Raw genomic sequence first — 24,315 nt, 5'->3', positions numbered from 1 at the left:
CGTGCCTGAAACCTATCTCGTCTGGAAATTCCTGCACATCACCGGCGTGGTGATGCTGCTTGGCAACATCACCGTCACCGCCATCTGGAAATTCTTCGCCGATCGTGATGGCCGACCGCAAGTGCTTGGCTTTGCGCAGAAATTAATCACCTATACCGATTGGTCGATGACGGTGTGGGGCGTGGTGCTGATCATGGTTGGTGGCTATGGCCTCGCCATCCAGGGGCATTTCCCGCTGCTGGAAGGCTGGATGCTGTGGGCGCAGCTTTGTTTCATTGCGGCCGGGCTGATCTGGATGGGGTTGATTGTGCCGATCCAGATCAAGTCGTCGCGGCTGGCGCGGCAGTTCGCGGCCGGCGACGCTGTGCCCGATGCCTACAAGGCCTTGTCGAAGCGCTGGATTTTCTGGGGCCTGGTTTCCACCGTGCCGTTGATTGCAGCCCTGTGGCTGATGATTGCCCGGCCCGGCTGAGCCGAAATGTTGCGGTTGAATGACGTATAGATGACAGTTTGATGACATTCTTATTGCAACCATATGACGGTTGGCGCATTCTCTCCTTCGTGAAGAGGGAGAGACATCATGCGTATTTTGATGGCAGCAGCGATGGCGGCAATGGTTGCCGCGCCGGCCGTGGCCGCTGAGCGTGGCTACGAGACATTTTCAGTGACATTCCAGACAGCTGACCTCGATCTGGCCAGCGCTGAAGGCCAGCAACAATTCGACCGCCGCCTGAGCAATGCGCTGGGCCGGCTGTGCGGCACGCCGGTGTTCGGCACCCGCGAGGAACTGGCCGACCTTGACGCCTGCCGGGCCGAAGCCACGCAAGCGGCAGCGCCGCAGATCAAGGCAGCGCGCGCACGCCTTGCCACGGCAATCGCCACGCGCTGAACAATTCTGCCAAACAGTTAAAATGGCCGGCCGGGGCAACCCGCGCCGGCCATTTTTTTCGGCTCAATGCGCGCCGGGCGGGATCAAGCCGGTGGCCGGCGCCGCCCCGGGGGAAGGCAGCGCCGGCCGTGGCCAGGGCCATTCGGGGGAGGAGATGGCCCCGGCGGGGCGGCATGAACAGCAGCGGGGGGATGCTGCTTCGGGGGAGTGTGTTCACCGCCGCCCTTCCGTGACGTGCTTATGCCTGTGTCGATGCGGGTAGGAAAACGCAGCGTCTTGGTTGCGGTCATCGCCAAAATCGATTGCGCTGCGCAGCCACCGCCAGAAACCGGTAGTTGCACCGCGCGCCATGCCCGCTATGAATTTGCCGCAAAGCGCCAGGGAGGCCGTGCCTTGTTCAAGAAGATATTGATCGCCAATCGCGGAGAAATTGCCTGCCGGGTCATCCGCAGCGCCCGCGCCATGGGCATTGCCACCGTCGCGGTTTATTCCGATGCCGATGCCCAGTCCCTGCATGTGTCCCTGGCCGATGAAGCCGTGCACATCGGCCCGTCGCCGGCAGCCGAATCCTATCTGATCGCCGACAAGATCATTGCGGCGTGCCAGGCCACCGGTGCCGAGGCTGTCCACCCCGGCTATGGCTTCCTGTCCGAACGCGCCAGCTTCGTGGAGGCGCTGACGGCCGCTGGCATCGCCTTCATCGGCCCGCCCGCCCCGGCGATTGCGGCGATGGGGGACAAGATCGAATCGAAGCGCCGCGCCAAGGCGGCCGGGGTCAGCGTCGTGCCCGGGTTCGTCGGGGAGATTACCGGCACCGATCATGCCGTGGAGATTGCCGGCGGCATCGGTTACCCGGTGATGATGAAGGCATCGGCCGGCGGCGGCGGCAAGGGCATGCGGCTGGCGTGGAGCGAAGCCGATGTCCGCGAAGGCTTCGACTCGGTCCGTCGCGAGGCACTGGCCAGTTTCGGTGACGACCGGGTGTTCATCGAGAAATTCGTCGAACAGCCGCGCCACATCGAAATCCAGCTCATCGGCGATCAACAGGGCAACATCATCTATCTGAACGAGCGCGACTGTTCGATCCAGCGCCGCCACCAGAAGGTGGTCGAGGAAGCCCCCTCCCCCTTCGTCACCCCCGACATGCGCCGGGCGATGGGCGAGCAGGCCGTCGCGCTGGCCCAAAACGTCGGCTATTTCAGCGCCGGCACCGTGGAGTTCATCGCCGGGGCCGACCGCAGCTTCTACTTCCTGGAAATGAACACCCGCCTGCAGGTGGAGCACCCGGTCACCGAATGCATCACCGGCCTCGATCTGGTCGAGCTGATGATCCGGGTTGCCTACGGCGAGCCCCTGCCCTTCACCCAGGCCGATGTGCAGTTGAACGGCCACGCCATCGAAACCCGCGTCTATGCCGAGGACCCGTATCGCGGCTTCCTGCCCTCCATCGGCCGGCTGTCCCGCTGCCAACCCCCCGAAGCCGGCCCGGACGATGCAGGCCGTCTGGTGCGCATCGATACCGGCGTGATCGAAGGCGCCGAAATCAGCATGTTCTATGATCCGATGATCGCCAAGCTGATCACCTGGGCGCCAACGCGGGCTGGCGCCATTGCTGCCCAGGCCGATGCGCTGGACCGCTATCTGATCAAGGGCATCAATCACAACATCGATTTCCTGGCCGCGATCATGCAGCACCCGCGCTTCCAGGCGGGCGAGAATGTCACCACCGGCTTCATCGCGGAGGAATATCCGGACGGGTTCCACGGTGCCCCGGTGTCGGCCGAGACCCGGGATGCGCTGGTGGCGGCGGCCGCCATCATCCACACCGAAACGGTCGCCCGCGAACAGTTGATCGACGGGCAATTGTCCGGCGACGGTGCCGAATATGGCATCAACTGGGTGGTCGAACTGGACGGCGAACAAATCCCGGTTGAAGTGACGGGCGAGGCCGGCAGCCACGAAGTGCTGATCGAAGGCCGCGACCTGATCGTGCAATCCGGCTGGCGCGTGGGCGATGCCATCTTCACCGGCAATATCGATGGCGTTGGCATTGCCATCGGCGTGCAGCGCAAGGGCAGCACCCTGATCCTCACCAGCCGCGGCGGCGCCCACAAATGCCGCACCCTCACCCCGCGGGCTGCTCAACTGGCCCGCTTCATGATTGCCAAGGTGCCGCCCGACCTCAGCAAATATCTGCTCTGCCCGATGCCGGGCCTGGTGGTGTCCATCGCCGTGGCCGAAGGCGACAAGGTGGAGGCCGGGCAGCAACTGGCAACCGTGGAAGCCATGAAGATGGAAAATATCCTGCGCGCCGAAAAATCCGGGGTGGTGGCGAAATTGCTGGCCAAGCCGGGGGACAGTCTGGCGGTGGACGCGGTGATCATGGAGTTTGGCTAAGCGGGCCGTGGCCGTGCCGGCCACGGACTCCGCGCAATGCCCGGCCGGCGGGGCGGGCGGCCCTCCGCCGCCTGAACCCGTTCGACGACGCGGCTCCGCCGCGCATTTTTCTTCCTTCCCTACAAAGCGCCTGCGGACTCGGCGGCTTCGCCGCCGGCCGCGCCCAACTCCCTGATTTTATTGCGTGTTGGAAAGAGCCGCATCGGCATTTGTAATTTACAAGGTGATCAAAGTTACCCTTTTGCAGATATGATGGCACGGCCTGTGCCATTTGTTCGGCACTCCTGGCGGCGGCGCGTCATGGCGGCTTGAGATGGCGGTCTTGTTCATCATCGCCAGCATAACCCGGATCAGGGGCCGTAGGACAGACGACAGGCAAAAGGGCCTCCGGCGGGCAGGGTCGCAGACCCTGCACCCATCAGTTTACGGGCGGTCCCTGCCCCAACTTTCGCTTCATCGTAAATGTCTAGTGCCCCTGCAATTCCGGAATTCCTGTTGGCAAATTCGTTCGACGTCCGTAGGCTTGCCGCACCAAAAAGGGGAACAGGTGTGTTACGCAGGTGGACGGTCATTGACCTGTTTTGTGGTGCCGGCGGTTTAAGCGAAGGCTTCCGGCAAGCCGGCTACGAGATACTGCTCGGTTCAGATATTGAAGCCAAGTACGGAGAAACTTTTGTTCGATCTCACGATGGCGCCAAGTTTTTGGCCGCCCCAGTTCAAGAATTAAACTTCGGTCAAATAGCTATTCTCACTGGGTTAGAACGCGGGCAGCTTGACGTTTTAGTCGGAGGGCCGCCCTGTCAAGGTTACAGTGTTTATAACCATGGGCGCGGCGAACACGACCCCCGGGCGGGACTTTTTCGCGAGTATCTGCGGCTTGTAAGCGAGTTGCAGCCTAAGTACATCGTAATGGAAAACGTAACCGGTTTGTTATCGATCTCGAGCGGCGCTCTGATCCGTCATATCGTTGGTGAAATTAGAGCTTTGGGGTACGCTGTTGATTTTTCCGTGTTGCGCGCAGAGGATTACGGCGTGCCGCAGGAACGACGGCGTGTCATCTTTCTTGCTAACCGTCTTGGCCTACCTAATGTCTTTCCCGCAGCGACGCATGGCGAAGCTAAGAAGCCATTCACCACTATCTGGAATGCAATCGGCGATCTTCCACCTGTGTGGGAGAAGGAGGGGGGGGTAGGAGCCGTTGAATACGCGTCAAAACCGTTCTCAGCTTATCAAGAACAGATGCGTTTCCAAAGTCAAAGCGTTAAGAATCATCGAGGGCCCAAGTTATCCAGCATTAACAAGGAGCGTCTAAAATATATTCCGCAGGGCGGTTCCTGGCGCGACATTCCACTTGCACTTTTGCCGGCAGGAATGAAAAAAGCGAAACGAAGCGACCACACCAAACGGTATGGCCGGACAAGACCCGATGGATTAGCCTGCACGATTTTAACCAAGTGCGATATTCATTGGGGTGCATATATCCATCCAGTCCAGGATCGCGCCTTTACAGTTCGTGAGGCCGCAAGGTTGCAGTCTTTCCCGGATCACTTTGAGTTTTTCGGTAGCATGACCGAGCAGTTCGTACAGGTGGGAAATGCGGTTCCGCCGCTGTTAGCTTATGCCATCGCAAAGCAGATTCAGACTGAAGCCCGTGGCTACCTCCAGATGGTGGCTTGATCGTGCCTGTTGATCCTACAACTCTGATTGCCGAAGTTCTGGGTAGACCCGCGCAAATGGGGTTTGACCCTGCGGCGGAGGGCTACATATGCCCCTTCACGAAAACCCGCTGCGTCAAAGCCGCGTCGAAAGCACCCCTTCCAGTTTGCTCTGTTTTTCGTGGCGCAAAGCACGTTATCATTTGCCCGAAGAGACTATTAGAGCGCGACGTTATTGAAGACGTAGTTGACAATTGCTGGACGGCAATGCCTCCAATTCACAAGGTCATCGCGCCTGAAGTTCAACTTGGCGATTTCGGAAATGTTGACTTTGTCGTGGCAGATTTAGATGGAGCCCACGTTACGAATTTCGTTAGTGTAGAGGCTCAAGCAGTCGATGTAACTGGTTCATATCGACCGGCCTATGATGCACTTGTACTTGGCGAGACGCTGTCAAGAGCACCAACATTTAATCTAAATTGGGATAATGTTTACAAACGTTATATCACGCAATTAATCAGAAAAGGCTTTTACCATCACCATTGGGATACAAAGATGGTAGCCCTTATGCAGGACGAAGTCTACAATTATATATATAATAAATTTCCTTTTTTAACTACTACCGCGATCAGCGATCCTTCCGTAAATATTGTTTTTCTACTGTATCGCATAGTGGACAATGGACCTTATAGATTAGTAGTCGACCGTGCTGTTGGTACCAGTCACGCAAATCTATCGCAAGCAGCGCTTTACGCAAAGGCTCCAGACAGGAGCGTTTTCGAGGAAAAAATCCTTCGGGCTTTGGCAAGAAGCATAAACTCAACTTAAATCTTTGTGCATTCCGAACCTCGGGCCAAGCAAAGCCCAATGCTGTTAAGTCACTTGAACATCTGCTCGGAACCAAGATTCTTCAGCCGTTCGCTGTATATAGCCCCCGGTTACGCTAGCAAGGGCATTTACCACTTCAAAGTTTGACGGGCTAAACTCCATGGTGACTAAGGTGCTGTCGCCCTTAAACACCTCTTGATAGTCCGAAGCAGCGAATGAATTGAGAAATACGTTTACCGCCTGAGGGGTGCCGTTTCGGTCAAAGAACTCGACAATATAGTAGTCGGGCCGATGCATTTGCCGGGCACCGGCAACGGTCAATTTGCAATTAGCGGATAAAAGCCCACAAATTTTCTCGACAGTCAGATGGCCGGGAAGAATTGCTTGCGTTTCGATGCCCATGCCCGAATGTCCTAAGAAATTTTTGGCTCTCTATTGTGTCGCAACACCTAATACACAGATTCTACTGCGAGACAGACACCGACGCAATGGTCTGCCCATTAGCCAAAGTTGGTTCTTGGTCCAAAATAGATCAGATCCGCTCGTTCCGCTTAAGCTTTCGGCACTTCCTCAATGGCCTCATATGCCCCAACCGCCGGCACCGCGCCCAAGCCGATCCTGCGCTCCGACCCCGGCGCCGGTGCGGTCATCGTGGATGCCGATACCCAGATCAGCGGCATCCCGCGCGAGGCGTGGGAGTATCGCCTGGGCAATCGTTCCGCGATCGATTGGGTGCTGGACCAGCACAAAGAAAAGAAGCCGCGCGACCCGACGATTGCGGCCAAGTTCAACACCTATCGCTTTGCTGATTACAAGGAGAGCATGATCGCCCTGCTCGCCAAGGTGGTGCGGGTGAGCGTGGACACGGTGGCGATTACCGAGGCGATGAAGAAAGCAGCGCGCGACCCCGCATCAAGTGCGGGGTGACGTTCGAGATTACAGGGCCGCCCGAAAACTGATGGGTGCAGGGACGAGTCCCTGCCCGCCGGAGGCACTTCTTGCTTGGGCAGCGCCTTCCCCCCTCACCCGCCGCGCTTGGCGCGAGGCGACCTTTCAGTAACGGGGCGAGGTGATTGCGCTTGTGTGGCGGGTGCGGCGGCGGAGGGTGCCGATCAGGCCGAAGCCGGCGATCATCAGCAGCCAGGTGCCCGGTTCCGGCACGGCGAGCAGCGAATTCATGGTGTAGATATTGCCGTTGGTCTTGCTGAACAGATAGAGTTCGTTGTTGGCATCGGTGCCGAGCCGCAGATCGACGCGGCGGCCGCCGAAGCGTGTACCTTCGAGGGCGCGGAAGGTCGCGTCCACACCATCCAGTTGGAAACCGATTTCGAACAGGGTGGCGGTCGGCTCGCCGGGCAGCAGTGGTTGATCGAAGTAGAAGACGCGGCCGGACACCAGATCGGTGAGGACTGTTTTGCCGAACAGTTCCGGCACGGCACTGCCGGCATAGGTGAAGGCGCCGCCGATCGCGGAGAGATTATATTCGCCGCTGCGAAAAATTTCCTCGTGATCATATTGCGCCACGGGATCGACGAAGCGGCCATCATTCAGGGGTGTATCATAGACATTGGGATCAGTGCTGTCGCCGCGCGCAAAGGTGCCTTCGCGCAGTGGCCAGCCATAATTGCCGCCGGCCACCCCCACATTCACTTCTTCCAACTGGGATTGGCCGATATCCGTGATCAGCATCTGGCCGCTGGCTTCGTCCCAACTGAAATGTTGCGGGTTGCGAAGACCATAGGCCCAAATCTCGTCGAGCGCGCCATCATCGCCGGCAAAGGGATTATCGGCGGGGATGGCATAGGCGGCGCCATTGTCCTGCTGGGCCGGATTGATGCGCAGGATCTTGCCGAAGGCGCTGGTGAGATCCTGGCCGTTGTTGAAGGGATCGCCAGCGGTGCTGCCATCGCCCATGGCAAGATAGAGATTGCCATAATCGGCTGTGCCGGGGGCGGCGTTGGGGTTGAAGCCGATCTTGCCGGGGCCATGGTCGTGCGTGGGCTGGGCCAGCCGCATCACCTCCCGCTGGGACACGACAGCCGCCGTGCTGGCCGCGGGATCGGCGACGCGGATTTCCATCAGGACATTTTCATGCGCGACGCCGGTGCCGTTGCCGCCAAGCGTGGCGGTGCCGAGCGGTGACGTGGTGGAAATGGTGTAGAGGGTTGCATAGCCGGGCCTGGCCGGATCACCGGCGAAATTGGGATGCAGGGTAAAGCCCATCAAGCCAGTGACCGACACGGGCGCGGTGACCAGAAAGCCGGGTTGCAGCGCACGGATATCCAGCCATGGCTGCCCATTGCCGCCGCCAGCGCCGACCACGCTGATCAGCCCCCGCGTGTCGTGCATGAACAGCCGGCCGGACGCATCGCCAACCGGTTGCACGGATTGCAGCAGGGTGCGGCGCGCGACGCTGGGGCTGAGATTGGTGTGCGGCGCCTGGCCGAACAGATTGAGGCCAACGGTGAGGCCCCTGGCAATCGGTGCGGGCACCGGATTGGTGACAACGGTTGCCTGCGCGGCAAACGCCACAAGGCTGGTTATGGCAAAGGCAAGAAACGATCGCATCATTATTGGGAAACTAACGCAATAACGACGGTCGTCAATCAATATTCAGATCACAAATTGTTCACATTGCAACGGCAGGGCCAATAACGATCAGGGTGCGCCAGCCAGCGCGCCTTCGTGGGTGAGCAGCCAGGCCTTGCGCGTCACGCCGCCGGCATAGCCCGTCAGCGTGCCCGATGCGCCAATGACGCGGTGGCAGGGGACGACGATGGCGATGGGGTTGGCGCCGTTGGCGAGGCCGACGGCGCGGCTGGCGCCGGGGCTGCCGATGGTGGCGGCGAGCGCGCCGTAGCTGCGGGTTTCGCCGGGGGGAATCTGGCGCAGGGCGGACCAGACGCGTTGTTGGAAGGCGCTGCCGAAGCTGGCGACGCGGATGGTGCCGAGCACGCGCGTTTCGCCGGCGAAATAGCGGCCGAGCGCGGTGGTGAGCGCGGGCGGGGCTTCGCCGGGGGTCAGCGCGGCGTGGGGGTGGTGGCGGGCGAACAGGGTGCGCAGGCGCGGTTCGTAATCGGCGAAATCGAGGGCGTGGAGGGTGCCATCGGGCGCGGTGACGGCGAGGAGGTGCCCAAGCGGGCTGGGGATGCGGGAGAAGATGTGCATGGCCGATGTCTATAGCAGCGCGCCCGGCGTGACTGGCGGCAATCGGGCCTGTGGTTTCAGCTTCGGCAGCTCAGCCCGCCGGCGTTGTTGACTCCGCATTCGGCGCGTTGTTCGCCGACCGCAAAGCGCACGACCAAGGCGCCGTTGCCGGCCAGCCTGGTCACGTCGGCCACCGATTTCACCGGTTGGCCGCCCAGCGCCTCCAGCAGGGCGCCGGGGCGCAGGAAACGGGCGGCGGGCGCGCCCGCTTCGATGGCGACGACGACCACGCCCTGTTCGGGCAGGCCGGCGCCGAGTTCCTGCGCATAGGCTGGCGACAGATTGGCGACGGTGACGCCGGCCAGGATCGAGCGCGCGGTGATGCGGGTGAGGTTGCGCGGCGGATTTTCGGGCGGGGCGGCGAGCGTGACCGGGACTTCGGTGGCGCGGCGATCACGCCAGAGCTGCACGTTCAGCGTCTTGCCGACGCCTTCGGTGGCGAGGCTGTAGCGGAGCTGGCCGCCGTTGGCGACTTCCTTGCCATCGACGCTGCGCAGCACATCGCCGATCTGGATGCCGGCCTTGGCACCGGGGCTGCCGGGGACCACCGCGGTGACCAGCAGGCCGCCGGGGCGATCCAAGCCGAGTTGTTTGGCGGTATCGGCCGTCAAAGGCTCACCCTCCACGCCGATCCAGCCGGAGACCAATTTGCCCTTGTCGGCCGCGGTGAGGAAGACGCGGACCATCTTGGACGGGATGGCAAAGCCGATGCCGTTCGACGCGCCGGTGCGGCTGTAGATGGCGGTGGGGATGCCGATCAGCCGGCCTTGCGCATCCAGCAGCGCGCCGCCGCTGTTGCCGGGGTTGATGGCGGCGTCGGTCTGGATGAAGAATTGCCAATCGGACACGCCGATGCCGGTGCGGGCCAGGCCGGACACGATACCGGTGGTGACGGTCTGCCCCACGCCGAACGGATTGCCGATGGCAACGGTGACATCGCCGACCTCCAGCCGGTCGCTGTCGGCCATGCGGATGACGGGCAGCACGGCGCCTTCGGTTTCGACCTTGAGCAGGGCGAGATCGAGGCGGGGATCGGCGAACAGGATCTTCGCCTTGAATTCGCGGCGGTCGGCCAGGGCGACCAGGATCTGATCAGCGCCTTCGACGACATGGTTGTTGGTGATGATCAAGCCATCGGCGCCGACGATCACGCCCGATCCCAGCGATTGCTGCACGCGCGGCTGCACGGGGGCGCCGCCGAAGAAACGCTGCATGAATTCTTCGTTGGCGTTGCGCGGGCGGCGATCGACGGTGGCGGTGAAGATATTGACCACGGCAGGCGCGGCGGATTTCACCACCGGCGCGAAGCTGAGCGCGACCTGGCCGGCGGACGGCACCGCGCGCTGCACATCGCTGGTGTCCATCGGCGGGATCTGCGCCGCGACCCGCCCGGTGTCGGAGACATTGGCGACGCCCACGGCAATGGCCGCGCCGGCCGCCACGCCCAATCCGATGCCGCCCAGCAGCTTCAGCTTGCTCACCATGGTTTCCATCATCCTGTTCATGCGCCCGTGATTGCGGAGGCAAGTTTAAGCCGCCATGAATATGGGGCGGATTATGGGATCATGAAGGGGTTTGGCATGATGAAACTATGGCACTGCCGCGATGCGCGCAGTTTTCGGGTGTTGTGGGCGCTGGAGGAACTGGGCCTGCCCTATGAACTGGTGCTGCTGCCGTTTCCGCCGCGCTGGCTGGAGCCGGAATTTCTGGCCATCAATCCGCTGGGGACGATCCCGTTCTTTATGGACGGAGATGTGCGGATGACCGAAAGCGCCGGCATCTGCCAATATCTGGCCGAACGATATGGCGGAGATGGGGCGCAGGCGCTGCGGGTGCTGCCGGGCGATGCGCGCTATGGCGATTATCTGAATTTCCTGCACCAATCGGACGCGACGCTGACATTTCCGCAGACGCTGGTGCTGCGATACACGCGGCTGGAAAAGCCGGAGAACCGCAACCCGAAGGTGGCCAGCGATTATCGGCGCTGGTTCGTGGCGCGCACGGTGTGGGCGGAAAATGCGCTGGCCGATGGGCGGGAATTTCTGTGCGGGGAATTTACCGTGGCGGATATCGCGGTGGCCTATGCGCTGCTGCTGGCGGAAAATCTGGGGCATCTGGGCGAGGTGGGGCCGAATTTGCTGGCCTATTGGGCGCGGTGCCAGGCGCGCGAGGGATTTGTGCGTGCCAAGGCGGCGCAGGCGGGCTGACCTACAGGCTTACCTACAGCCGGCGGACGTCGATCACCTCGTCGAGCCGCAGCGGGCGGTAGAGGTGCGGGAACAACTGCCCGCCCCTGCTCGGTTCCCAGCGCAATTCATCGGCCAGCCCGTCGGCATCCACAGTCAATGCGACAGCGCCCACCTCGCCGGCGAAATATTTGGCGACCGTGCCCGGTGTTTGGTCGGGCGTGGACAGATGGATGTAGCCATCACGCAGATCGTCGGCTGACCCTGCAAAGGCGCCATCGGCCTGGAACTGCGCCCACTCGGCAGCACGCAGCAGCTTGATGATTGGCGTCACGGTATCGGCCTGACCGGCACTTTCAGGGTGCACAGGTCGGCGGCGCCGGCGGGGCGGACGAAAAAGCCGATGCGATTGGCGCGGGCGGTGTTGACGGCGGCAAAGCTGGCCGACGCGGTGTCCATCATCTGCCAGCGCGGGAAGCCGGGGATCTGGCTGGCCAGGCGCACGCGGCGGATCTTCACGCGGCTGGCTTCATCCTTGTAGAAGCCCAGGTCCTCGGTGCCGCGCGGCAGGGCGGCGTGCGGTTCGATGCCGGCGAGCACACGGCCGACATTGGCAATGTTGCGATCGAGATGGCGCGGGCCGTGACCGATCACTGTGTAAAGTTCGGCACCGTCGCCGGTATCGGGCGGATTGTCCCGGCCGACACCGACGGTGCCATAGCAATGCGCCAGCCAGACGCTTCCACCATTTGGGCCGGCTTTGGCATCGCGCGCCGCCTGCCAACCGGCGATGAAGCCGGCCTCGGCATAAGTGTCGGCATAGGGCGACGGCGTGAAATTCAGCCCCTGCAGGGGCCGTTCATATTCGGCCGGCAGCGGCGCGGCCCTGGGCTTGGCCGGATCGGGCCGCGCCGCCCATTGCACGACATAATTATCCTGCACGCGCGAAATCCGGCCATCATCGAACTGGCCGGTGCGCACCAGCGTCTTGATGGCCGCGACGTGCGCCGGTGCAAAGGCCGGGGCAAGCTGGATCACCATCTGGCCGGCGGCGGTTTCCATCACCATGATGTCGTCGGGATCGATGGCCAGCCAGTGCGCAGCCGGGGCATCGGCGATGATCTTGTCCGCCGCGTTATACACCGGCGGTTCGACCGGCGCGGCTTGCCCCAGCAGCAGCGGCGCGGCAGCAAAAGCCAGCAGGGCGCGGCGCATCAGGCGGCGTCTTCCGGCACGAAGTTCAGCGCCAGGCCGTTGATGCAGTGGCGCATGCCGGTCGGCGCCGGGCCGTCGGGGAAGATATGGCCAAGATGGCCCTGGCAGGCGGCGCAATGCACTTCGGTGCGCACCATGCCGTGGCTGGTGTCGGTGGTGGTGGCCACAGCGCCGTCCTCGGCCGCCCAGAAGCTCGGCCAGCCGGAGCCGCTTTCATATTTGGTCGCCGACGAATAGAGCAGCGCGCCGCAGCCGGCACAATGAAAGTCACCGGCGCGTTTTTCGTCGTTCAACGGCGAAGTGAACGGCCGTTCGGTGGCATGATCATAGAGGACGGCGCGTGCGGCGGGGGAAAGGCAGCTCATGGGTCACTCCTCGGTGTCTGGGGTGTCTGGCATGGGTATCTGGCGCGAGAGCGCGTCGATCGCACCTTGCAGGATATAGGCCGCTGCCAGCCTGTCCACCCGTTCTGCACGGCGGGCGCGCGACAGATCCTCGGCAATCATCGCACGCTCCACCGCCGCCGTGGACCAGCGTTCATCCCACAGCAGCAGCGGCAGGCCCAGCGGCGCCAGATTGCGCGCGAAGGCCCGCACCGATTGGGTGCGCGAACTGTCGGTGCCATCCATGTTGAGCGGCAGGCCGACGACCAGACCGGCGAGGCGTTCGCTCGTCACCCAGGCCTTCAGCGCGGCGAAATCATGGGTGAACTTGCCCTTGGCCAGCGTGTGCGCTGGGCTGGCATAGCTCCAGCTTGCGTCGCAGGTGGCCAGCCCGATCGTCTTGGTGCCGACATCGAGGCCAGCCAGCCGGCCGCCGCCCGGCAGCGCGGCAGCAAATTCCGCCGGAGCCGCCGTGATCAGCGCCGTGATCAGCGCCCTGCCTCCGCTGCGGCCTTCCACGCCAGCACGCGCGCTGCCGCATCCTGCCGCACCGCCGCCCAGAACAGCGGATAATCGAAGACATGGAAATTGTTGCCGGGCAGCACGAACGCCGGATAGCCGGTTGGCGCCTCCCCGATGAGCAATATTCCCCTGGCATCGCAGCGCGCCGGCACGCCGGGCGTGACCAGTTCGCCCGCCGCCAGGCTGGCAGACGGCACCAGGCTGCCGGGATTGGCGCTGGCCGGTGCAGACGGCGCCGCACCGCCGGTAAGCGGATTGGTGCACAGCATCGCGGTGTCGCGGCGCGGTGCCCCGGTGAGGCCGGTGCCGGCCTGATAGACCGCCAGCACGGCCTCCGGATCGGCCGGTTCGGCAAAGCTCTGCCAACTGAGGATGCAGCCCGGCTGGCCCCGCATCGTGCAGGCCGGCAGGCCCAGCGCCGGCAGATCGGCGGTGACCGACACCGGCCAGCCGACCATGTAAACGGCGGCAATGCGGGCCTGCAGCAGCGTGCCGGCCACTTGTTCCTTCAGCAGGCGCAGCAGGTGCAGCGCGCCCTGGCTGTGGCCGGCGAGGATGATCGGTGCATCGGCGGGCTGTGCCGCCACAAACGCCGCGAACGCCGCCGCGACATCGCCATAGGCCAGCGCCAGCGCCGCGTCGGCACTGCGGCGCGTGTCCGGCGCATCGGCCAGGAAGCTGCCGATCACCGCCTGGCGATAATGCGGCGCCCACAACGGCCCGGCATCGGCGAGCGCGCTGGCTTCGGTGCGCAGGAAACCGGCCAGCCGGCTGCCGGTGTCGCCGGCATCGGTGCGATCATTCCACTGGGCGCGGCCGAAGGCAGCAGTGGGCGGCACGAAAAACACCGCCGCATCGCCCTTGGCTGGCGCCGGCGCACCGGTGGGCCGCCAGGCGGTGGGATCATCGGCCATGCCGGGCCGTGCCGCCCAGGCCTGCGGCCTTGCATAATCATAGGGCGCACCGGCTGCGGCGGCATCGAAGGCGCCGCCCGGCACCAGCGCAGCCGACAACAGGCGATTGCCGGCCAGCCGCCAGGTGAGCCCGGCGGCAATCACGATGAATATGGTGATCGCCACCACCCACAGGAACAATCGTGGCAGCCGCGCGCGCCGTTCGACGCGCGGCTTGCCCGGCGGCGGTGGCTGCCTGCCGGGTGGAACATTGTCTGGTATTGGATCAGACACGCGATAGGCCTCAAGACGATTGCTGCTGGTGCGTAGCAAGCTTGCACACAGACCGCGAAAGAAAATGACGCCGCCGGGCCTAGCCTCTTGAGTTTTCTTACGCGAGTGTCATAAAGTCACGCCATGGCCAGTATTTTGTGTATCGAAGATGACACCACCATGGCCGCCTATGTTGCCAAGGGCCTGGCCGATGCCGGCTATCAGGTGGAGATCGCCAGCGATGGCCAGCAGGGCCTGGAACTGGCGTTGCACGGGCATCATGCGGCCATCGTGCTCGATCGCATGCTGCCCACCATGGACGGACTGACCGTGCTGACCCAGTTGCGCGCCGCCGGCCACAACACGCCGGTGGTGATGCTGTCGGCCCTGGCCAGCCTCGATGAGCGGGTGCGCGGCTTGCGCGCCGGCTGCGATGATTATGTCACCAAGCCGTTCGAATTGCCGGAATTGCTGGCGCGCCTGGAAGCGGTGCAGCGCCGTGCCACCGGCACCGCAACCGCCGAAGTGACGCGTCTGGTGGAAGGCGAGCTCGAGCTTGATCTGCTCGCCCGCCGGGTCACCTGGGCCGGGCGCCGCATCGACCTGCAGCCGCGCGAGTTTCGCCTGCTGGAATATCTGGTGCGCCACCGCGGCCAGGTGGTGACGCGATCGATGCTGCTGGAAGGGGTGTGGGATTATCATTTCGATCCGGGCACCAATGTGATCGACGTGCATGTCAGCCGGCTGCGCAAGAAACTGGACGAAGGCGGCGCCGGCGGCATCGTTGAGACCGTGCGCGGCGCCGGCTATCGTGTGGCCGGCGCTGTGGGTGGTGAGCCGGTGTCCGCCTGAGCGCGGACATGACCGAGGCAACACCCACCAGGGCAAGATTATGGGCCGAATGGCTGGCCGGCATCACGCCGCGCACCACCACGGCGCGGATCAGCCTGCTGCTGTTCGTGATGCTGGTATCGGGCAGCGCGTTGCTGCTGATCCTGCTGGAACGCACCACCCAGGCCCAGGTAGAGCGCGAAGCGCAGGGGCGCATCGATGCGATTGCGGATGCTGCGGCCGATGCCTGGCGCGATGACGGCAAGCAGGCCGCACTGACCATCCTGGAAGGCGAACTGGCGGTGCCGGGGCCGTTGGTGATCCACCTCGCCGCGCCCGGCAACCGGCTGGTGCTCGGCAATCTGCCGCGCTGGCCCGACGGCGTGCCGATCGATTCGCTTTATCATCGGGTGCCAGCCATGCTCGATGAACGCGGCGAGCGAGAGCCGTTCATGGTCACCGGCCGACCGATGCCGGACGGGCATCGCCTGTTGATCGGCCGCAGCCTGATTGCCGAAGTGCAGTTGCAGGAAACATTGACCACCACCTTGCTGCTGGCGCTGCCGCTGGCGATGATCCTGGCGTTCCTGACCAGCCGGATGATCACCCGCATCATCACCGAACGGGTGCGCGATCTGGCCGATGTGGTGGGGGATGTGACCGCCGGCCGGCTTGAGGCGCGGGTGCCGTTGCCGCCCGGGCCGCCGGCCGATGCCTTTGATTCGATGGCGCAGGCCTTCAACGTGATGCTGGCGCGGGTGGAGGCACTGCTGGATGAACTGCGCACGGTGACTGACGGGCTGGCGCATGATCTGCGATCGCCGTTGACCCGGCTGAAGGCGCGCATCGAGCGTCTGTCGCACGGCACGGTGGTGGATGCCGATGATCTGGCGGCGGTGTCGGCCGAAGCCGAATCGCTGCTGGCGATGCTGGACAACAGCCTGGAAATCAGCCGCGCCGAAGCCGGGATCGGGCGGGACAGTTTCGCCGAAATCGACCTGGCCGCGATGATCGCCGACCTGGCCGACATGTATGAGCCGCTGGCCGAAGATGCCGGCGTGACGCTGGTGGTAACGGCGCCCGAACCGGTGCCGGCCCGCGCCCATCGCCAGTTGCTGGGCCGGGCGCTGGCCAATCTGATCGACAATGCGCTGCGTTATGGCGCCAGCGGCCAGCGGATCGAGGTGGGCGCGCAGATGACGGCGGCGGGCAGCCGGCTGTGGGTGGCCGATGGCGGCCCCGGCATCCCGGCCGGCCGCCGCCACGAAGCGCTGCGCCGTTTTGGCCGGCTCGATGCAGCGCGGGGGCCGCAATTGGGCGGGATGCAGGGCGCCGGGCTGGGGCTGAGTTTGGCCGGCGCGGTGGCCCGGCTGCATGGCGGCACGATCACGCTGTCGGACAATCAGCCGGGGCTGACGGTGGCGATCGATTTGCCGGGGGCGGCCTAGACGATCATCCCGTGCCGCTTCTTCCCTGCGCTGACCTTCTGCCCCGGCGCGACCATGGCGGCGTCAGTGGCGGCGGCTTCGCCATCGATGCGGGCGCCGCCCTGGGCGACCAGCTTGCGCGCTTCGTTTTTGGACGCGGCAAAGCCCAGGCCGATCAGGGCGTCGATGATGGTGATGGGCGCCGGCGTGGCGAACTGCGGCAGGTCTTCGCCGGCGCCGCCTTCGGCGAAGGTGGCGCGCGCGGTTTCGGCCGCCGTTTCGGCAGCGGCGCGGCCGCGGCACAGGGCGGTGGCTTCGGTGGCGAGCATTTCCTTGGCCGAGTTGATCTCGGCGCCGGGCAGGCTTTCCAGCCGCGCGATTTCGCTGAGCGGCAGATCGGTGAACAGGCGCAGGAACTTGCCGACATCGGCGTCGTGGGTGTTACGCCAGAATTGCCAGTAATCGAAGTGCGGCAGTTGATCCTCGTGCAGCCAGACGGCGCCCTTGGCGGTCTTGCCCATCTTGGCGCCATCGGCCCGCGTGATCAGCGGCGTGGTGAGGCCATAGGCGTCGCGTGCATCCACGCGGCGGATCAGATCGGTGCCGTTGACGATATTGCCCCATTGATCGCTGCCGCCCATCTGCAGCGTGCAGCCAAAGCGGCGATTGAGTTCCAGATAATCATAGGCCTGGAAAATCATGTAGTTGAATTCGAGGAAGCTCAGCGGCTGTTCGCGGTCCAGCCGCAGCTTCACGCTGTCGAAGCTGAGCATGCGGTTGATCGAGAAATGCCGGCCGACATCGCGCAGGAACGGAATGTAGGCGAGGCCGGACAGCCAATCATCATTGTTGACCATCACTGCATCAGTCGGCCCGTCCCCGAACGTCAGGAAGCGTTCGAAGATGCGCCGGATGCTGGCCATGTTGGCGCGGATTTGATCGTCGGTCAGCAACTGCCGCGCCTCATCCTTGCCGGACGGATCGCCGATCTTCGTCGTCCCACCGCCCATCACCACGATCGGGCGATGGCCGGATTGCTGCAGATGGCGCAGCATCATGATCGAAACGAGATTGCCGATATGCAACGACGGCGCGGTGCAATCGAAGCCGACATAGGCGGTGATGATGCTGTTTTTGGCGGCATCATCCAGCGCGGCCGGATCGGTCACCTGGTGGATGAAACCGCGCGTTTCGAGGCGGGTCAGAAATTGGCTGCTGTACGTCATGGCGGGGACGGCTTTACGGGGTGCGGCGGCGCTTGTCATGCCCCCTGCCTGCCTGGCCCCGCGCTACGCCTGGAAGGCGCCCGGATGCTGGCGGCCGCTGTCGCCGATCTCATCCCAATCCGCCTTTGATCCGACCCAGATGTGATGCGCCACCATCAGCGCGCCTGCATTGTCGGTCAGCAATCCGGCCGGAATGAACATGCGGGCGGCATCATTCTCGCCGGGCAAGGCCGAGCCGCAGGTCTGGCAGAACCAGCTGTGCCAGTCGGCATCGGGTTTTTGCCAGTGCGTGATGTGATCCTCACCGCTCAGCCAACGGAAGGCGGATTTTTCGCAGATGACAACGGCGATGCCATTGGTGCCGGTATAGCGGCGGCAGATTGAACAATGACACACGAATACGTCTGACGGGGGTGCGGCGATCTCGAAGGCCACAGCCCCGCAGTTGCAATTGCCCTGCGCCATTCAATGCCTCCTCAGCGACGATAAGTTTCACGCCGATTGCCCAGCCGGATCACGGTGATCAACATCACACCATCCTCCAGATCGGCGATGATGCGCCAATCGCCCACGCGATACTTCCGGAAATCGCCAAGTTCCTTGCCACGCAGCGCATCACCGAGGCTGCGCGGGTCGTCGAGTGGCGCGATGCGGTCACGCAGGAAGGTGAGGATGCGGCGCGCGACGTGGGGATCGAGTTTGCGGAGCTGCTTGGCGGCGCTGTCGGCGAAGTCAATCCGCCAGGCCATGTTCGGCCAGCAGATCGTTCAGGGTTATGCGCGCTTCGGTGCCGGCGCGGACGCGGGCCAGGATTTCGGCGGACAGATGCGCGTCTTCCAGATCGTCGATATGTTCGACGATGGCTTCGATGGCGTAGAAAGTCTTGGAGCGGCCGGTCAGCGCCGACAGCGCCGAGAGGCGGTTCTCAACGTCGGGGGGAAGGCGGAGCGATATCGGCATGGCAACAAGATAGGGCAGCGATACATGTATTGCAAATAGGCTTGTTGGATTGCCTGCCATTCGCCGCGTGCCACTGTATTGACACAGCAACACGCCACTGCCAACCAGCCCGCACAAATCGGGGAGCATGGCGCCATGAACAGCATCATCAGCATCGCCAGCATTGCCCTGATGCTGATCGGCGCCGGCACGGCTGTTGGCCTGGCAGACCGGCGGAATTTCGGCTTGGGCTGGCTGCTTGCTGCGGCGGTGCTGGTGGTGGTGAATGATGGCCTGCTCACCAATTTTTACGGCGCGCTGCCCGACATGATCCCGGGCGCGGCGTGGAACTGGCAGGGCAAGGGGCTGGCGCTGGTGGTGACGCTGGGCATTGCGGCGTTGCCGGGGTTTGGCTGGCAGCGTGCGGGGCTGACCCTGCGCCACGCGCCCGGGAGCGTGCGGGCCTGTGCGCCGGTTGCCGTGATTTATGTCCTGTTTTTCGTTGCCCTGGCTGTCGCGTTTCCCGGTGACGATGCGTCTGCCGAGACGCTGGCGTTCCAGTTGACCATGCCCAGCCTGGAGGAAGAGGCGTTTTATCGGGGCCTGTTGCTGCTGGTGCTGGGCGAGGCGTTCAGGGGGCGGTGGCGGTGGCTGGGGGTGGAATGGCATTGGGGCGCGCTGTTGTCGTGCCTGTTGTTCGGCCTGGCGCACGCCTTTGGCTATGGCGATAGCGGCTTTTCCTTCGATGCGATCACCATGGCGTTGACGACCGTGCCGTCCGGGCTGGCGGTGTGGATGCGGCTGCGCACGGGTAGCTTGCTGTTGCCGGTGCTGCTGCATTCGGCCGGGAACAGCATTTCGTTGCTGATATAGACTCGTTCGCGTTCAGGTTAAGACTACAAAGCTCCCTCCCCCTTGTGGGGAGGGCGGGAGACGAGCCGCAGGCGAGGCCCGGGGTGGGGGTTGCTTGTGCGGCAGCAGGCGGGCTCCCCCACCCCGCTCGGCTGGCGCCGAGTCGCCCTCCCCGCAAGGGGGAGGGAGTTGAACGCTTCTATCAAACTGCAATCAGATCTGAGCTGGAAACGGCAGCGACATTTGTGGCGCTTGTGCGCATGGGCGGGGTGCGCCACGCAGCCGGGATGACGCTTTCCTATTTGCTGCTCGCGCTGGGCGTGGCTGTGCTGCTCAATCTCGGCAATCGCTGGGCGCGGGTTGCTGGGCAGGTGCTGGCGGCCATCGCGTTGTTTTTCAATGTCTGGTCGATCTGGCTGGCGGTTGAGGATGGCACATTTGACAACGCCGCCGGCCAGCAGGGCCAGGTGCTGGCGTTGCTGGGGATGGGGCTGGTCGGCGCGGCAGTGTTGCTGGGGCTGTTGTTGCTGCTGCCGGGCCAGTGGCGCGAAGCCGGTCCGGTGCCGGGGCGCAATGGGCGGACGGCCTGGGGCCAGGCCAGCCGCATCTTGCATTGGGCGAGCGCAGTGCTCATGCTGTGTGCGCTGCCGATGGGATACTTCGTCGTGGTGCTGCCGGCGGGCGCCATTCGGGCCGAGTTTCTGAACGGGCACCAGGGCGTCGGGCTGGCGGTGCTGGTACTGCTGGCGTTGCGGCTGGGCTGGCAACTGGCGAGCGCCGGGCCGGACAGCCCCAATGCGCTGGCGCGGCTGAACAAGGCGGCGCTGTATGCGCTGCTGGCGGGGTTGCCGGTGTCGGGGTTGCTGCTGTCCGGCGCGCTGCGGGTGCCGGTACTGGGGATCGCCCTGCCCGCGCTGTTGAGTGTGGAGGCGGCGCGCGCTGTGCATCAGATCTTGTCGGCGCTGTTCGTCGCGGCGTTTGCGGCGCATGCCGGCGCGGTGCTGTGGCATCATTTCGGGCTGCATGACCGCGCTCTTGTCCGCCGCATGTTACGCTAGAACAAAGCACGCACGCACGGCATAGTGGCAGCCATGGCCATTCAGATTCGCACCAATCTTGCCGAAGCCGACCACCCCGATTTCACCCCGCACCGCCCGGCGCGGCCGGAGAAATCCGAAGGCGGGCGGCCGTTCGTGCTGAAGACCGAATATACGCCGGCCGGTGATCAGCCGGCGGCCATCAAGGAACTGGTGAGTGAGGCCAATGCCGGCAATCGCGACCAGGTGCTGTTGGGCGTCACCGGTTCGGGCAAGACCTTCACGATGGCCAAGGTGATCGAGGCGGTGCAGCGCCCTGCCCTGATATTGGCGCCGAACAAGATCCTGGCGGCGCAACTGTACGGGGAATTCAAGAGCTTCTTCCCGGACAATGCCGTCGAATATTTCGTGTCCTATTACGATTATTACCAGCCCGAAGCCTATGTGGCGCGCACCGATACCTATATCGAGAAGGAATCGAGCGTGAACGAGGCCATCGACCGGATGCGCCATAGCGCCACCCGCGCGCTGCTAGAGCGCGATGATGTGATCATCGTTGCGTCGGTGTCGTGCCTGTACGGCATCGGTTCAGTGGAAACCTATTCGGCGATGACCTTTGCGCTGAAGAAGGGCGGATCGGCCGATTTGAAGGAGGTGATCCGCAAGCTGGTGGCGATGCAATACAAGCGTGGCGACCTCAGTTTCACGCGCGGCAATTTCCGGGTGCGCGGCGACAGTCTGGAGATTTTCCCGTCGCATTATGAGGACAGCGCCTGGCGGATCAGTTTCTTTGGCGACGAGATCGAGGCGATCAGCGAGTTCGATCCGTTGACCGGCGAGACGGTGGCCAAGCTGGAGAGCATCAAGATCTATGCCAACAGCCATTATGTGACACCGGGGCCGACACTGAAACAGGCGGCCGAAGCCATCCGCCACGAGATGAACGAGCGGCTGAAGGAGCTGAACGCCGAAGGCAAGTTGCTGGAGGCGCAGCGGCTGGAGCAGCGCACCAATTTTGATCTGGAGATGATTGCCGCCACCGGTAGCTGCGCTGGGATCGAGAATTACAGCCGGTTTCTGACCGGGCGCCTGCCTGGCGAGCCGCCGCCGACCTTGTTTGAATATCTGCCGGAAAACGCGCTGCTGTTCATCGATGAAAGCCATGTGACGGTGCCGCAGATCGGCGCGATGGCCAAGGGCGATCACCGCCGCAAGGTGACGCTGGCCGAATATGGATTCCGGCTGCCGAGCTGCATCGACAATCGGCCGCTGCGGTTCGTGGAATGGGAGGCGATGCGGCCGCAGACGTTTTTCGTGTCCGCCACCCCCGGCCCGTGGGAGATGGACAAGACCGGCGGCGTGTTCGTGGAGCAGGTGATCCGGCCGACCGGGCTGATCGATCCGCCGGTGGAGATCAAGCCGGTGGAGGATCAGGTGGAAGACCTGATCCAGGAGGCGAAGAAGGTGGCCGCGGCAGGCTATCGCACGCTGGTGACGACGCTGACCAAGCGCATGGCCGAGGATCTGACCGAGTTTCTGCATGAGGCAGGTTTGCGCGTGCGGTACATGCACAGCGATGTCGAAACGCTGGAGCGCATCGAGCTGATCCGTGATCTGCGGCTGGGGGTATATGACGTGCTGGTCGGCATCAACCTGCTGCGCGAAGGGCTGGATATTCCCGAGTGCGGGCTGGTGGCGATCCTGGATGCCGACAAGGAAGGCTTTTTGCGGTCGGAGACCAGTCTCATTCAGACCATCGGGCGGGCGGCGCGCAATGTGGAGGGGCGCGTGATCCTCTATGCCGATCGCATCACCGGCAGCATGGAACGCGCCATGGGCGAAACCGATCGACGCCGCGCCAAGCAGACCGCCTATAATATCGAACACGGCATCACGCCGACCACCATCAAGCGCAATATCGGCGATGTGCTGGCCGATGTGAGCATGAAGGACGGGCTGGTGGTCGATACCGGCGATGACGAGACCCAGCATCTCGTCGGTCATAATCTGAAGGCCTATATCGCCGATCTGGAAGAGCAGATGAAGAAGGCGGCCGCCGATCTGGAGTTCGAGACGGCCGCTGCCATCCGGGATCAGATCAGGCGGCTGGAAATGGACGAACTGGGCGTGCCGCAAGACCAGCGCACGGCGCCGGTGAAGGGGCGCGCGACTGGCGGGGCGGCGGGAACGCGGACGACGCGGTTTTCCAAGATGCAGAAGAAGGGGATGAGCGGGAAACGACGCGGTGCGGGGCGATAAGACTTGGTGATTTACAGCGGCAACGCCGATGCAATCATGGATATATGGAGACGAGGCCATGATTCGTGGCTTTGCCGACAAGGAAACGGCGGCACTGTTTCGCGGCGAAAAGGTCAGACGGTTACCGCCCGACATCCTCGCACGAGCGCTGGTCATGTTGCGCCGCATTGATGCCGCGGCTCTTCTACACGACCTCGCCATACCGCCTGGCAACCAGCTTGAAGCCCTTCAACGCGACCGCAAGGGCCAACATAGCGTTCGCATCAGCAAGCAATGGCGTGTATGTTTTGCGTGGCGTGACGGGGATGCGTTTGATGTCGAGATCACCGACTATCATTGAATCGCCCAACCCGCATCCGGGTTTTGGGCTGCGCGAAGACTTGTTGGAACCGCTGGGCCAATCAGCGGAAGACGTCGCACGCGCGACCGGCTTGGCGGCGGACCGTATCGACGCCGTACTGAACGGCGCAGAGGCCATCGATGCCGAATTCGATCTGCGCTTTGGCCGATTTTTCGGTTTCTCGCCGGGTTATTTCCTGCGTTTGCAGAATCAGTTTGATCTCGCCGAAGCCCGCCGCGCGGCTGGTGCTGCGCTGGATGCCATTACGCCGTTGCAGACGGCTGCCGCTTAATCAGCGCTCGTTGTAGGGCTCACAGGCGATGCCGTCACCATCACGATCCAGGTGGGGGGCGTAGCCGGGTTCGCCGCGGTACATGGGGGCGACGCCGGCGGCGCGGGCTTCGCGGCAATAGCGGAAATAGAGTTCGCCGCCCTCCGGCGCGGGCGGTTCGGGGGCGACATCGTCGAACGGCAGCGGCGTTTCATCGGCCGGCGGATTGTCCAGCACGGCGTAGGGCTCGGCTTCGGTGGGCGTCTCGCGCTTGGCGGTGCTGTCGCACGCCGCGAGCAGCAGCAGGATCAGCAGGGCCGCGCCCCGAACCCGTTCAGATCGCACAGCCGATACCGGCGCGGATGAATTCGGCGATCAGCGCCGGGTCGCGATCGTCGGTCAGGCGATTGGCGATTTCGCGGATGCTCATGCGCTCCAGCCGCTCACCGTTCAGCCGGGCGATGTCCTGCAGGCGGCGCAACTGGCCAGTAGACAGGCGCTGGCCGAGCCGGTCGCCCATGCACTGTGCCTGGCCGGGCGGCACGCCGAGTTCGGTCAGCTTGCCGGCGATGCGCTGCGCCGGCGTCGCGCAGGCAGTGAGCAGCAGCGGCAAAACGATGAGGGCAAGGCCAGCCAGGCGCATGGGAAAAGCTTTCGAAAGGCGGGTGCGGCAACATCCCTAATG

The 24,315-nt window shown here is 63.7% G+C and carries 29 protein-coding genes; 14 read left to right on the top strand and 15 right to left on the bottom strand.

Annotated features, from left to right (window positions below):
- The first annotated feature begins 1 nt into the window (after position 1).
- The 5 genes from ACTIEZ_RS09190 to ACTIEZ_RS09170 all read left to right on the top strand — a co-directional run bounded on the left by ACTIEZ_RS09190 (position 2) and on the right by ACTIEZ_RS09170 (position 5,769).
- On the top strand, positions 2–472 hold the full coding sequence (locus ACTIEZ_RS09190; RefSeq protein WP_439546373.1) for a DUF2269 family protein: 471 nt from the start codon (positions 2–4) through the stop codon (positions 470–472).
- A 108-nt stretch (positions 473–580) separates the two neighbouring features.
- Positions 581–889: a UrcA family protein gene (locus ACTIEZ_RS09185; RefSeq protein ID WP_439546372.1), complete on the top strand. Its 309-nt coding sequence runs from the start codon at positions 581–583 to the stop codon at positions 887–889.
- 393 nt (positions 890–1,282) lie between these two features.
- The gene (locus ACTIEZ_RS09180; protein ID WP_439546480.1) at positions 1,283–3,286 is read left to right on the top strand and encodes an acetyl-CoA carboxylase biotin carboxylase subunit; all 2,004 of its coding nucleotides are present in this window, start codon (positions 1,283–1,285) and stop codon (positions 3,284–3,286) included.
- A gap of 462 nt (positions 3,287–3,748) precedes the next feature.
- Complete coding sequence (locus ACTIEZ_RS09175) at positions 3,749–4,963, top strand: DNA cytosine methyltransferase (RefSeq protein WP_439546371.1); 1,215 nt, start codon at positions 3,749–3,751, stop codon at positions 4,961–4,963.
- Positions 4,964–4,965: 2 nt separating this feature from the next.
- Positions 4,966–5,769, top strand: a complete 804-nt coding sequence (locus tag ACTIEZ_RS09170; RefSeq protein WP_439546370.1) for a hypothetical protein — start codon at positions 4,966–4,968, stop codon at positions 5,767–5,769.
- A 45-nt stretch (positions 5,770–5,814) separates the two neighbouring features.
- On the opposite strand, the gene ACTIEZ_RS09165 is transcribed toward ACTIEZ_RS09170, so the two are convergent.
- Positions 5,815–6,171, bottom strand: a complete 357-nt coding sequence (locus ACTIEZ_RS09165; RefSeq protein WP_439546369.1) for a hypothetical protein — start codon at positions 6,169–6,171, stop codon at positions 5,815–5,817.
- Between the two features lie 171 nt (positions 6,172–6,342).
- Here ACTIEZ_RS09165 and ACTIEZ_RS09160 point away from each other — a divergent pair, with 171 nt between their 5' ends.
- Positions 6,343–6,696 (top strand): type ISP restriction/modification enzyme, encoded by a 354-nt coding sequence (locus ACTIEZ_RS09160; protein ID WP_439546368.1) that lies wholly within the window; start codon positions 6,343–6,345, stop codon positions 6,694–6,696.
- Positions 6,697–6,822: 126 nt separating this feature from the next.
- On the opposite strand, the gene ACTIEZ_RS09155 is transcribed toward ACTIEZ_RS09160, so the two are convergent.
- The 3 genes from ACTIEZ_RS09155 to ACTIEZ_RS09145 all read right to left on the bottom strand — a co-directional run bounded on the left by ACTIEZ_RS09155 (position 6,823) and on the right by ACTIEZ_RS09145 (position 10,481).
- Entirely contained in the window at positions 6,823–8,340 is a 1,518-nt protein-coding gene (locus tag ACTIEZ_RS09155; RefSeq protein ID WP_439546367.1) for a PQQ-dependent sugar dehydrogenase, read from the bottom strand.
- 87 nt (positions 8,341–8,427) lie between these two features.
- Entirely contained in the window at positions 8,428–8,937 is a 510-nt protein-coding gene (locus tag ACTIEZ_RS09150) for a methylated-DNA--[protein]-cysteine S-methyltransferase (protein WP_439546366.1), read from the bottom strand.
- 56 nt (positions 8,938–8,993) lie between these two features.
- Positions 8,994–10,481, bottom strand: coding sequence for a Do family serine endopeptidase (locus tag ACTIEZ_RS09145; RefSeq protein WP_439546365.1), 1,488 nt, complete (start codon positions 10,479–10,481; stop codon positions 8,994–8,996).
- Between the two features lie 75 nt (positions 10,482–10,556).
- Between ACTIEZ_RS09145 and ACTIEZ_RS09140 the strand changes: the two genes are divergently transcribed.
- Complete coding sequence (locus ACTIEZ_RS09140) at positions 10,557–11,183, top strand: glutathione S-transferase family protein (RefSeq protein ID WP_439546364.1); 627 nt, start codon at positions 10,557–10,559, stop codon at positions 11,181–11,183.
- Positions 11,184–11,196: 13 nt separating this feature from the next.
- On the opposite strand, the gene ACTIEZ_RS09135 is transcribed toward ACTIEZ_RS09140, so the two are convergent.
- Genes ACTIEZ_RS09135 through ACTIEZ_RS09115 form a run of 5 tightly spaced genes read right to left on the bottom strand, consistent with a single transcriptional unit; the run spans position 11,197 to position 14,469 of the window.
- Positions 11,197–11,496 (bottom strand): DUF952 domain-containing protein, encoded by a 300-nt coding sequence (locus tag ACTIEZ_RS09135; protein WP_439546363.1) that lies wholly within the window; start codon positions 11,494–11,496, stop codon positions 11,197–11,199.
- Positions 11,493–12,377, bottom strand: coding sequence for a peptidylprolyl isomerase (locus ACTIEZ_RS09130; protein ID WP_439546362.1), 885 nt, complete (start codon positions 12,375–12,377; stop codon positions 11,493–11,495). Before ACTIEZ_RS09130 ends, ACTIEZ_RS09135 begins: the two co-directional genes overlap by 4 nt.
- Positions 12,377–12,742: a peptide-methionine (R)-S-oxide reductase MsrB gene (msrB, locus tag ACTIEZ_RS09125; protein WP_439546361.1), complete on the bottom strand. Its 366-nt coding sequence runs from the start codon at positions 12,740–12,742 to the stop codon at positions 12,377–12,379. Before msrB ends, ACTIEZ_RS09130 begins: the two co-directional genes overlap by 1 nt.
- A 3-nt stretch (positions 12,743–12,745) precedes the next feature.
- Complete coding sequence (gene ruvX / locus ACTIEZ_RS09120) at positions 12,746–13,240, bottom strand: Holliday junction resolvase RuvX (RefSeq protein WP_439546479.1); 495 nt, start codon at positions 13,238–13,240, stop codon at positions 12,746–12,748.
- A gap of 8 nt (positions 13,241–13,248) precedes the next feature.
- Positions 13,249–14,469, bottom strand: coding sequence for a DUF3089 domain-containing protein (locus ACTIEZ_RS09115; RefSeq protein WP_439546360.1), 1,221 nt, complete (start codon positions 14,467–14,469; stop codon positions 13,249–13,251).
- Between the two features lie 123 nt (positions 14,470–14,592).
- On the opposite strand from ACTIEZ_RS09115, the gene ACTIEZ_RS09110 reads away from it, so the two are divergent.
- On the top strand, positions 14,593–15,300 hold the full coding sequence (locus tag ACTIEZ_RS09110; protein WP_439546359.1) for a response regulator transcription factor: 708 nt from the start codon (positions 14,593–14,595) through the stop codon (positions 15,298–15,300).
- Between the two features lie 8 nt (positions 15,301–15,308).
- On the top strand, positions 15,309–16,727 hold the full coding sequence (locus tag ACTIEZ_RS09105) for an ATP-binding protein (RefSeq protein WP_439546358.1): 1,419 nt from the start codon (positions 15,309–15,311) through the stop codon (positions 16,725–16,727).
- Here the strand turns inward: ACTIEZ_RS09105 and tyrS are convergent.
- The 4 genes from tyrS to relB all read right to left on the bottom strand — a co-directional run bounded on the left by tyrS (position 16,724) and on the right by relB (position 18,892).
- Entirely contained in the window at positions 16,724–17,932 is a 1,209-nt protein-coding gene (gene tyrS, locus ACTIEZ_RS09100; RefSeq protein WP_439546357.1) for a tyrosine--tRNA ligase, read from the bottom strand. The two genes, ACTIEZ_RS09105 and tyrS, sit on opposite strands and share 4 nt — an antisense overlap.
- Before the next feature lie 63 nt (positions 17,933–17,995).
- Complete coding sequence (locus ACTIEZ_RS09095; RefSeq protein WP_439546356.1) at positions 17,996–18,397, bottom strand: GFA family protein; 402 nt, start codon at positions 18,395–18,397, stop codon at positions 17,996–17,998.
- 11 nt (positions 18,398–18,408) lie between these two features.
- Positions 18,409–18,681, bottom strand: coding sequence for a type II toxin-antitoxin system RelE family toxin (locus ACTIEZ_RS09090; RefSeq protein ID WP_439546355.1), 273 nt, complete (start codon positions 18,679–18,681; stop codon positions 18,409–18,411).
- Positions 18,665–18,892 carry a type II toxin-antitoxin system RelB family antitoxin gene (gene relB, locus ACTIEZ_RS09085; protein ID WP_439546354.1) on the bottom strand — a complete coding sequence of 76 codons (228 nt, stop codon included), beginning with the start codon at positions 18,890–18,892 and terminating at the stop codon, positions 18,665–18,667. The genes ACTIEZ_RS09090 and relB overlap by 17 nt, the downstream gene beginning before the upstream one ends.
- A gap of 135 nt (positions 18,893–19,027) precedes the next feature.
- On the opposite strand from relB, the gene ACTIEZ_RS09080 reads away from it, so the two are divergent.
- The 5 genes from ACTIEZ_RS09080 to ACTIEZ_RS09060 all read left to right on the top strand — a co-directional run bounded on the left by ACTIEZ_RS09080 (position 19,028) and on the right by ACTIEZ_RS09060 (position 23,651).
- Entirely contained in the window at positions 19,028–19,744 is a 717-nt protein-coding gene (locus ACTIEZ_RS09080) for a CPBP family intramembrane glutamic endopeptidase, BDIM_20840 family (protein ID WP_439546353.1), read from the top strand.
- 266 nt (positions 19,745–20,010) lie between these two features.
- The gene (locus ACTIEZ_RS09075) at positions 20,011–20,781 is read left to right on the top strand and encodes a cytochrome b/b6 domain-containing protein (protein ID WP_439546352.1); all 771 of its coding nucleotides are present in this window, start codon (positions 20,011–20,013) and stop codon (positions 20,779–20,781) included.
- A gap of 33 nt (positions 20,782–20,814) precedes the next feature.
- Complete coding sequence (uvrB, locus tag ACTIEZ_RS09070; protein ID WP_439546351.1) at positions 20,815–23,019, top strand: excinuclease ABC subunit UvrB; 2,205 nt, start codon at positions 20,815–20,817, stop codon at positions 23,017–23,019.
- A 58-nt stretch (positions 23,020–23,077) separates the two neighbouring features.
- Entirely contained in the window at positions 23,078–23,359 is a 282-nt protein-coding gene (locus ACTIEZ_RS09065) for a type II toxin-antitoxin system RelE/ParE family toxin (protein ID WP_439546350.1), read from the top strand.
- Complete coding sequence (locus ACTIEZ_RS09060; RefSeq protein ID WP_439546349.1) at positions 23,334–23,651, top strand: HigA family addiction module antitoxin; 318 nt, start codon at positions 23,334–23,336, stop codon at positions 23,649–23,651. The genes ACTIEZ_RS09065 and ACTIEZ_RS09060 overlap by 26 nt, the downstream gene beginning before the upstream one ends.
- Here ACTIEZ_RS09060 and ACTIEZ_RS09055 read toward each other — a convergent pair whose 3' ends face one another.
- Together ACTIEZ_RS09055 and ACTIEZ_RS09050 are read right to left on the bottom strand one after the other, a co-directional pair.
- The gene (locus ACTIEZ_RS09055; RefSeq protein ID WP_439546348.1) at positions 23,652–23,975 is read right to left on the bottom strand and encodes an excalibur calcium-binding domain-containing protein; all 324 of its coding nucleotides are present in this window, start codon (positions 23,973–23,975) and stop codon (positions 23,652–23,654) included.
- Entirely contained in the window at positions 23,965–24,273 is a 309-nt protein-coding gene (locus ACTIEZ_RS09050) for a hypothetical protein (protein ID WP_439546347.1), read from the bottom strand. Before ACTIEZ_RS09050 ends, ACTIEZ_RS09055 begins: the two co-directional genes overlap by 11 nt.
- Between the last annotated feature and the right edge of the window lie 42 nt (positions 24,274–24,315).

This window comes from Sandarakinorhabdus sp. (genome assembly GCF_051860625.1).
Taxonomy (GTDB): domain Bacteria; phylum Pseudomonadota; class Alphaproteobacteria; order Sphingomonadales; family Sphingomonadaceae; genus Sandarakinorhabdus.
Note: the sequence above shows the minus strand (reverse complement) of the source record. Positions and strands in the feature narration are given on the sequence as shown.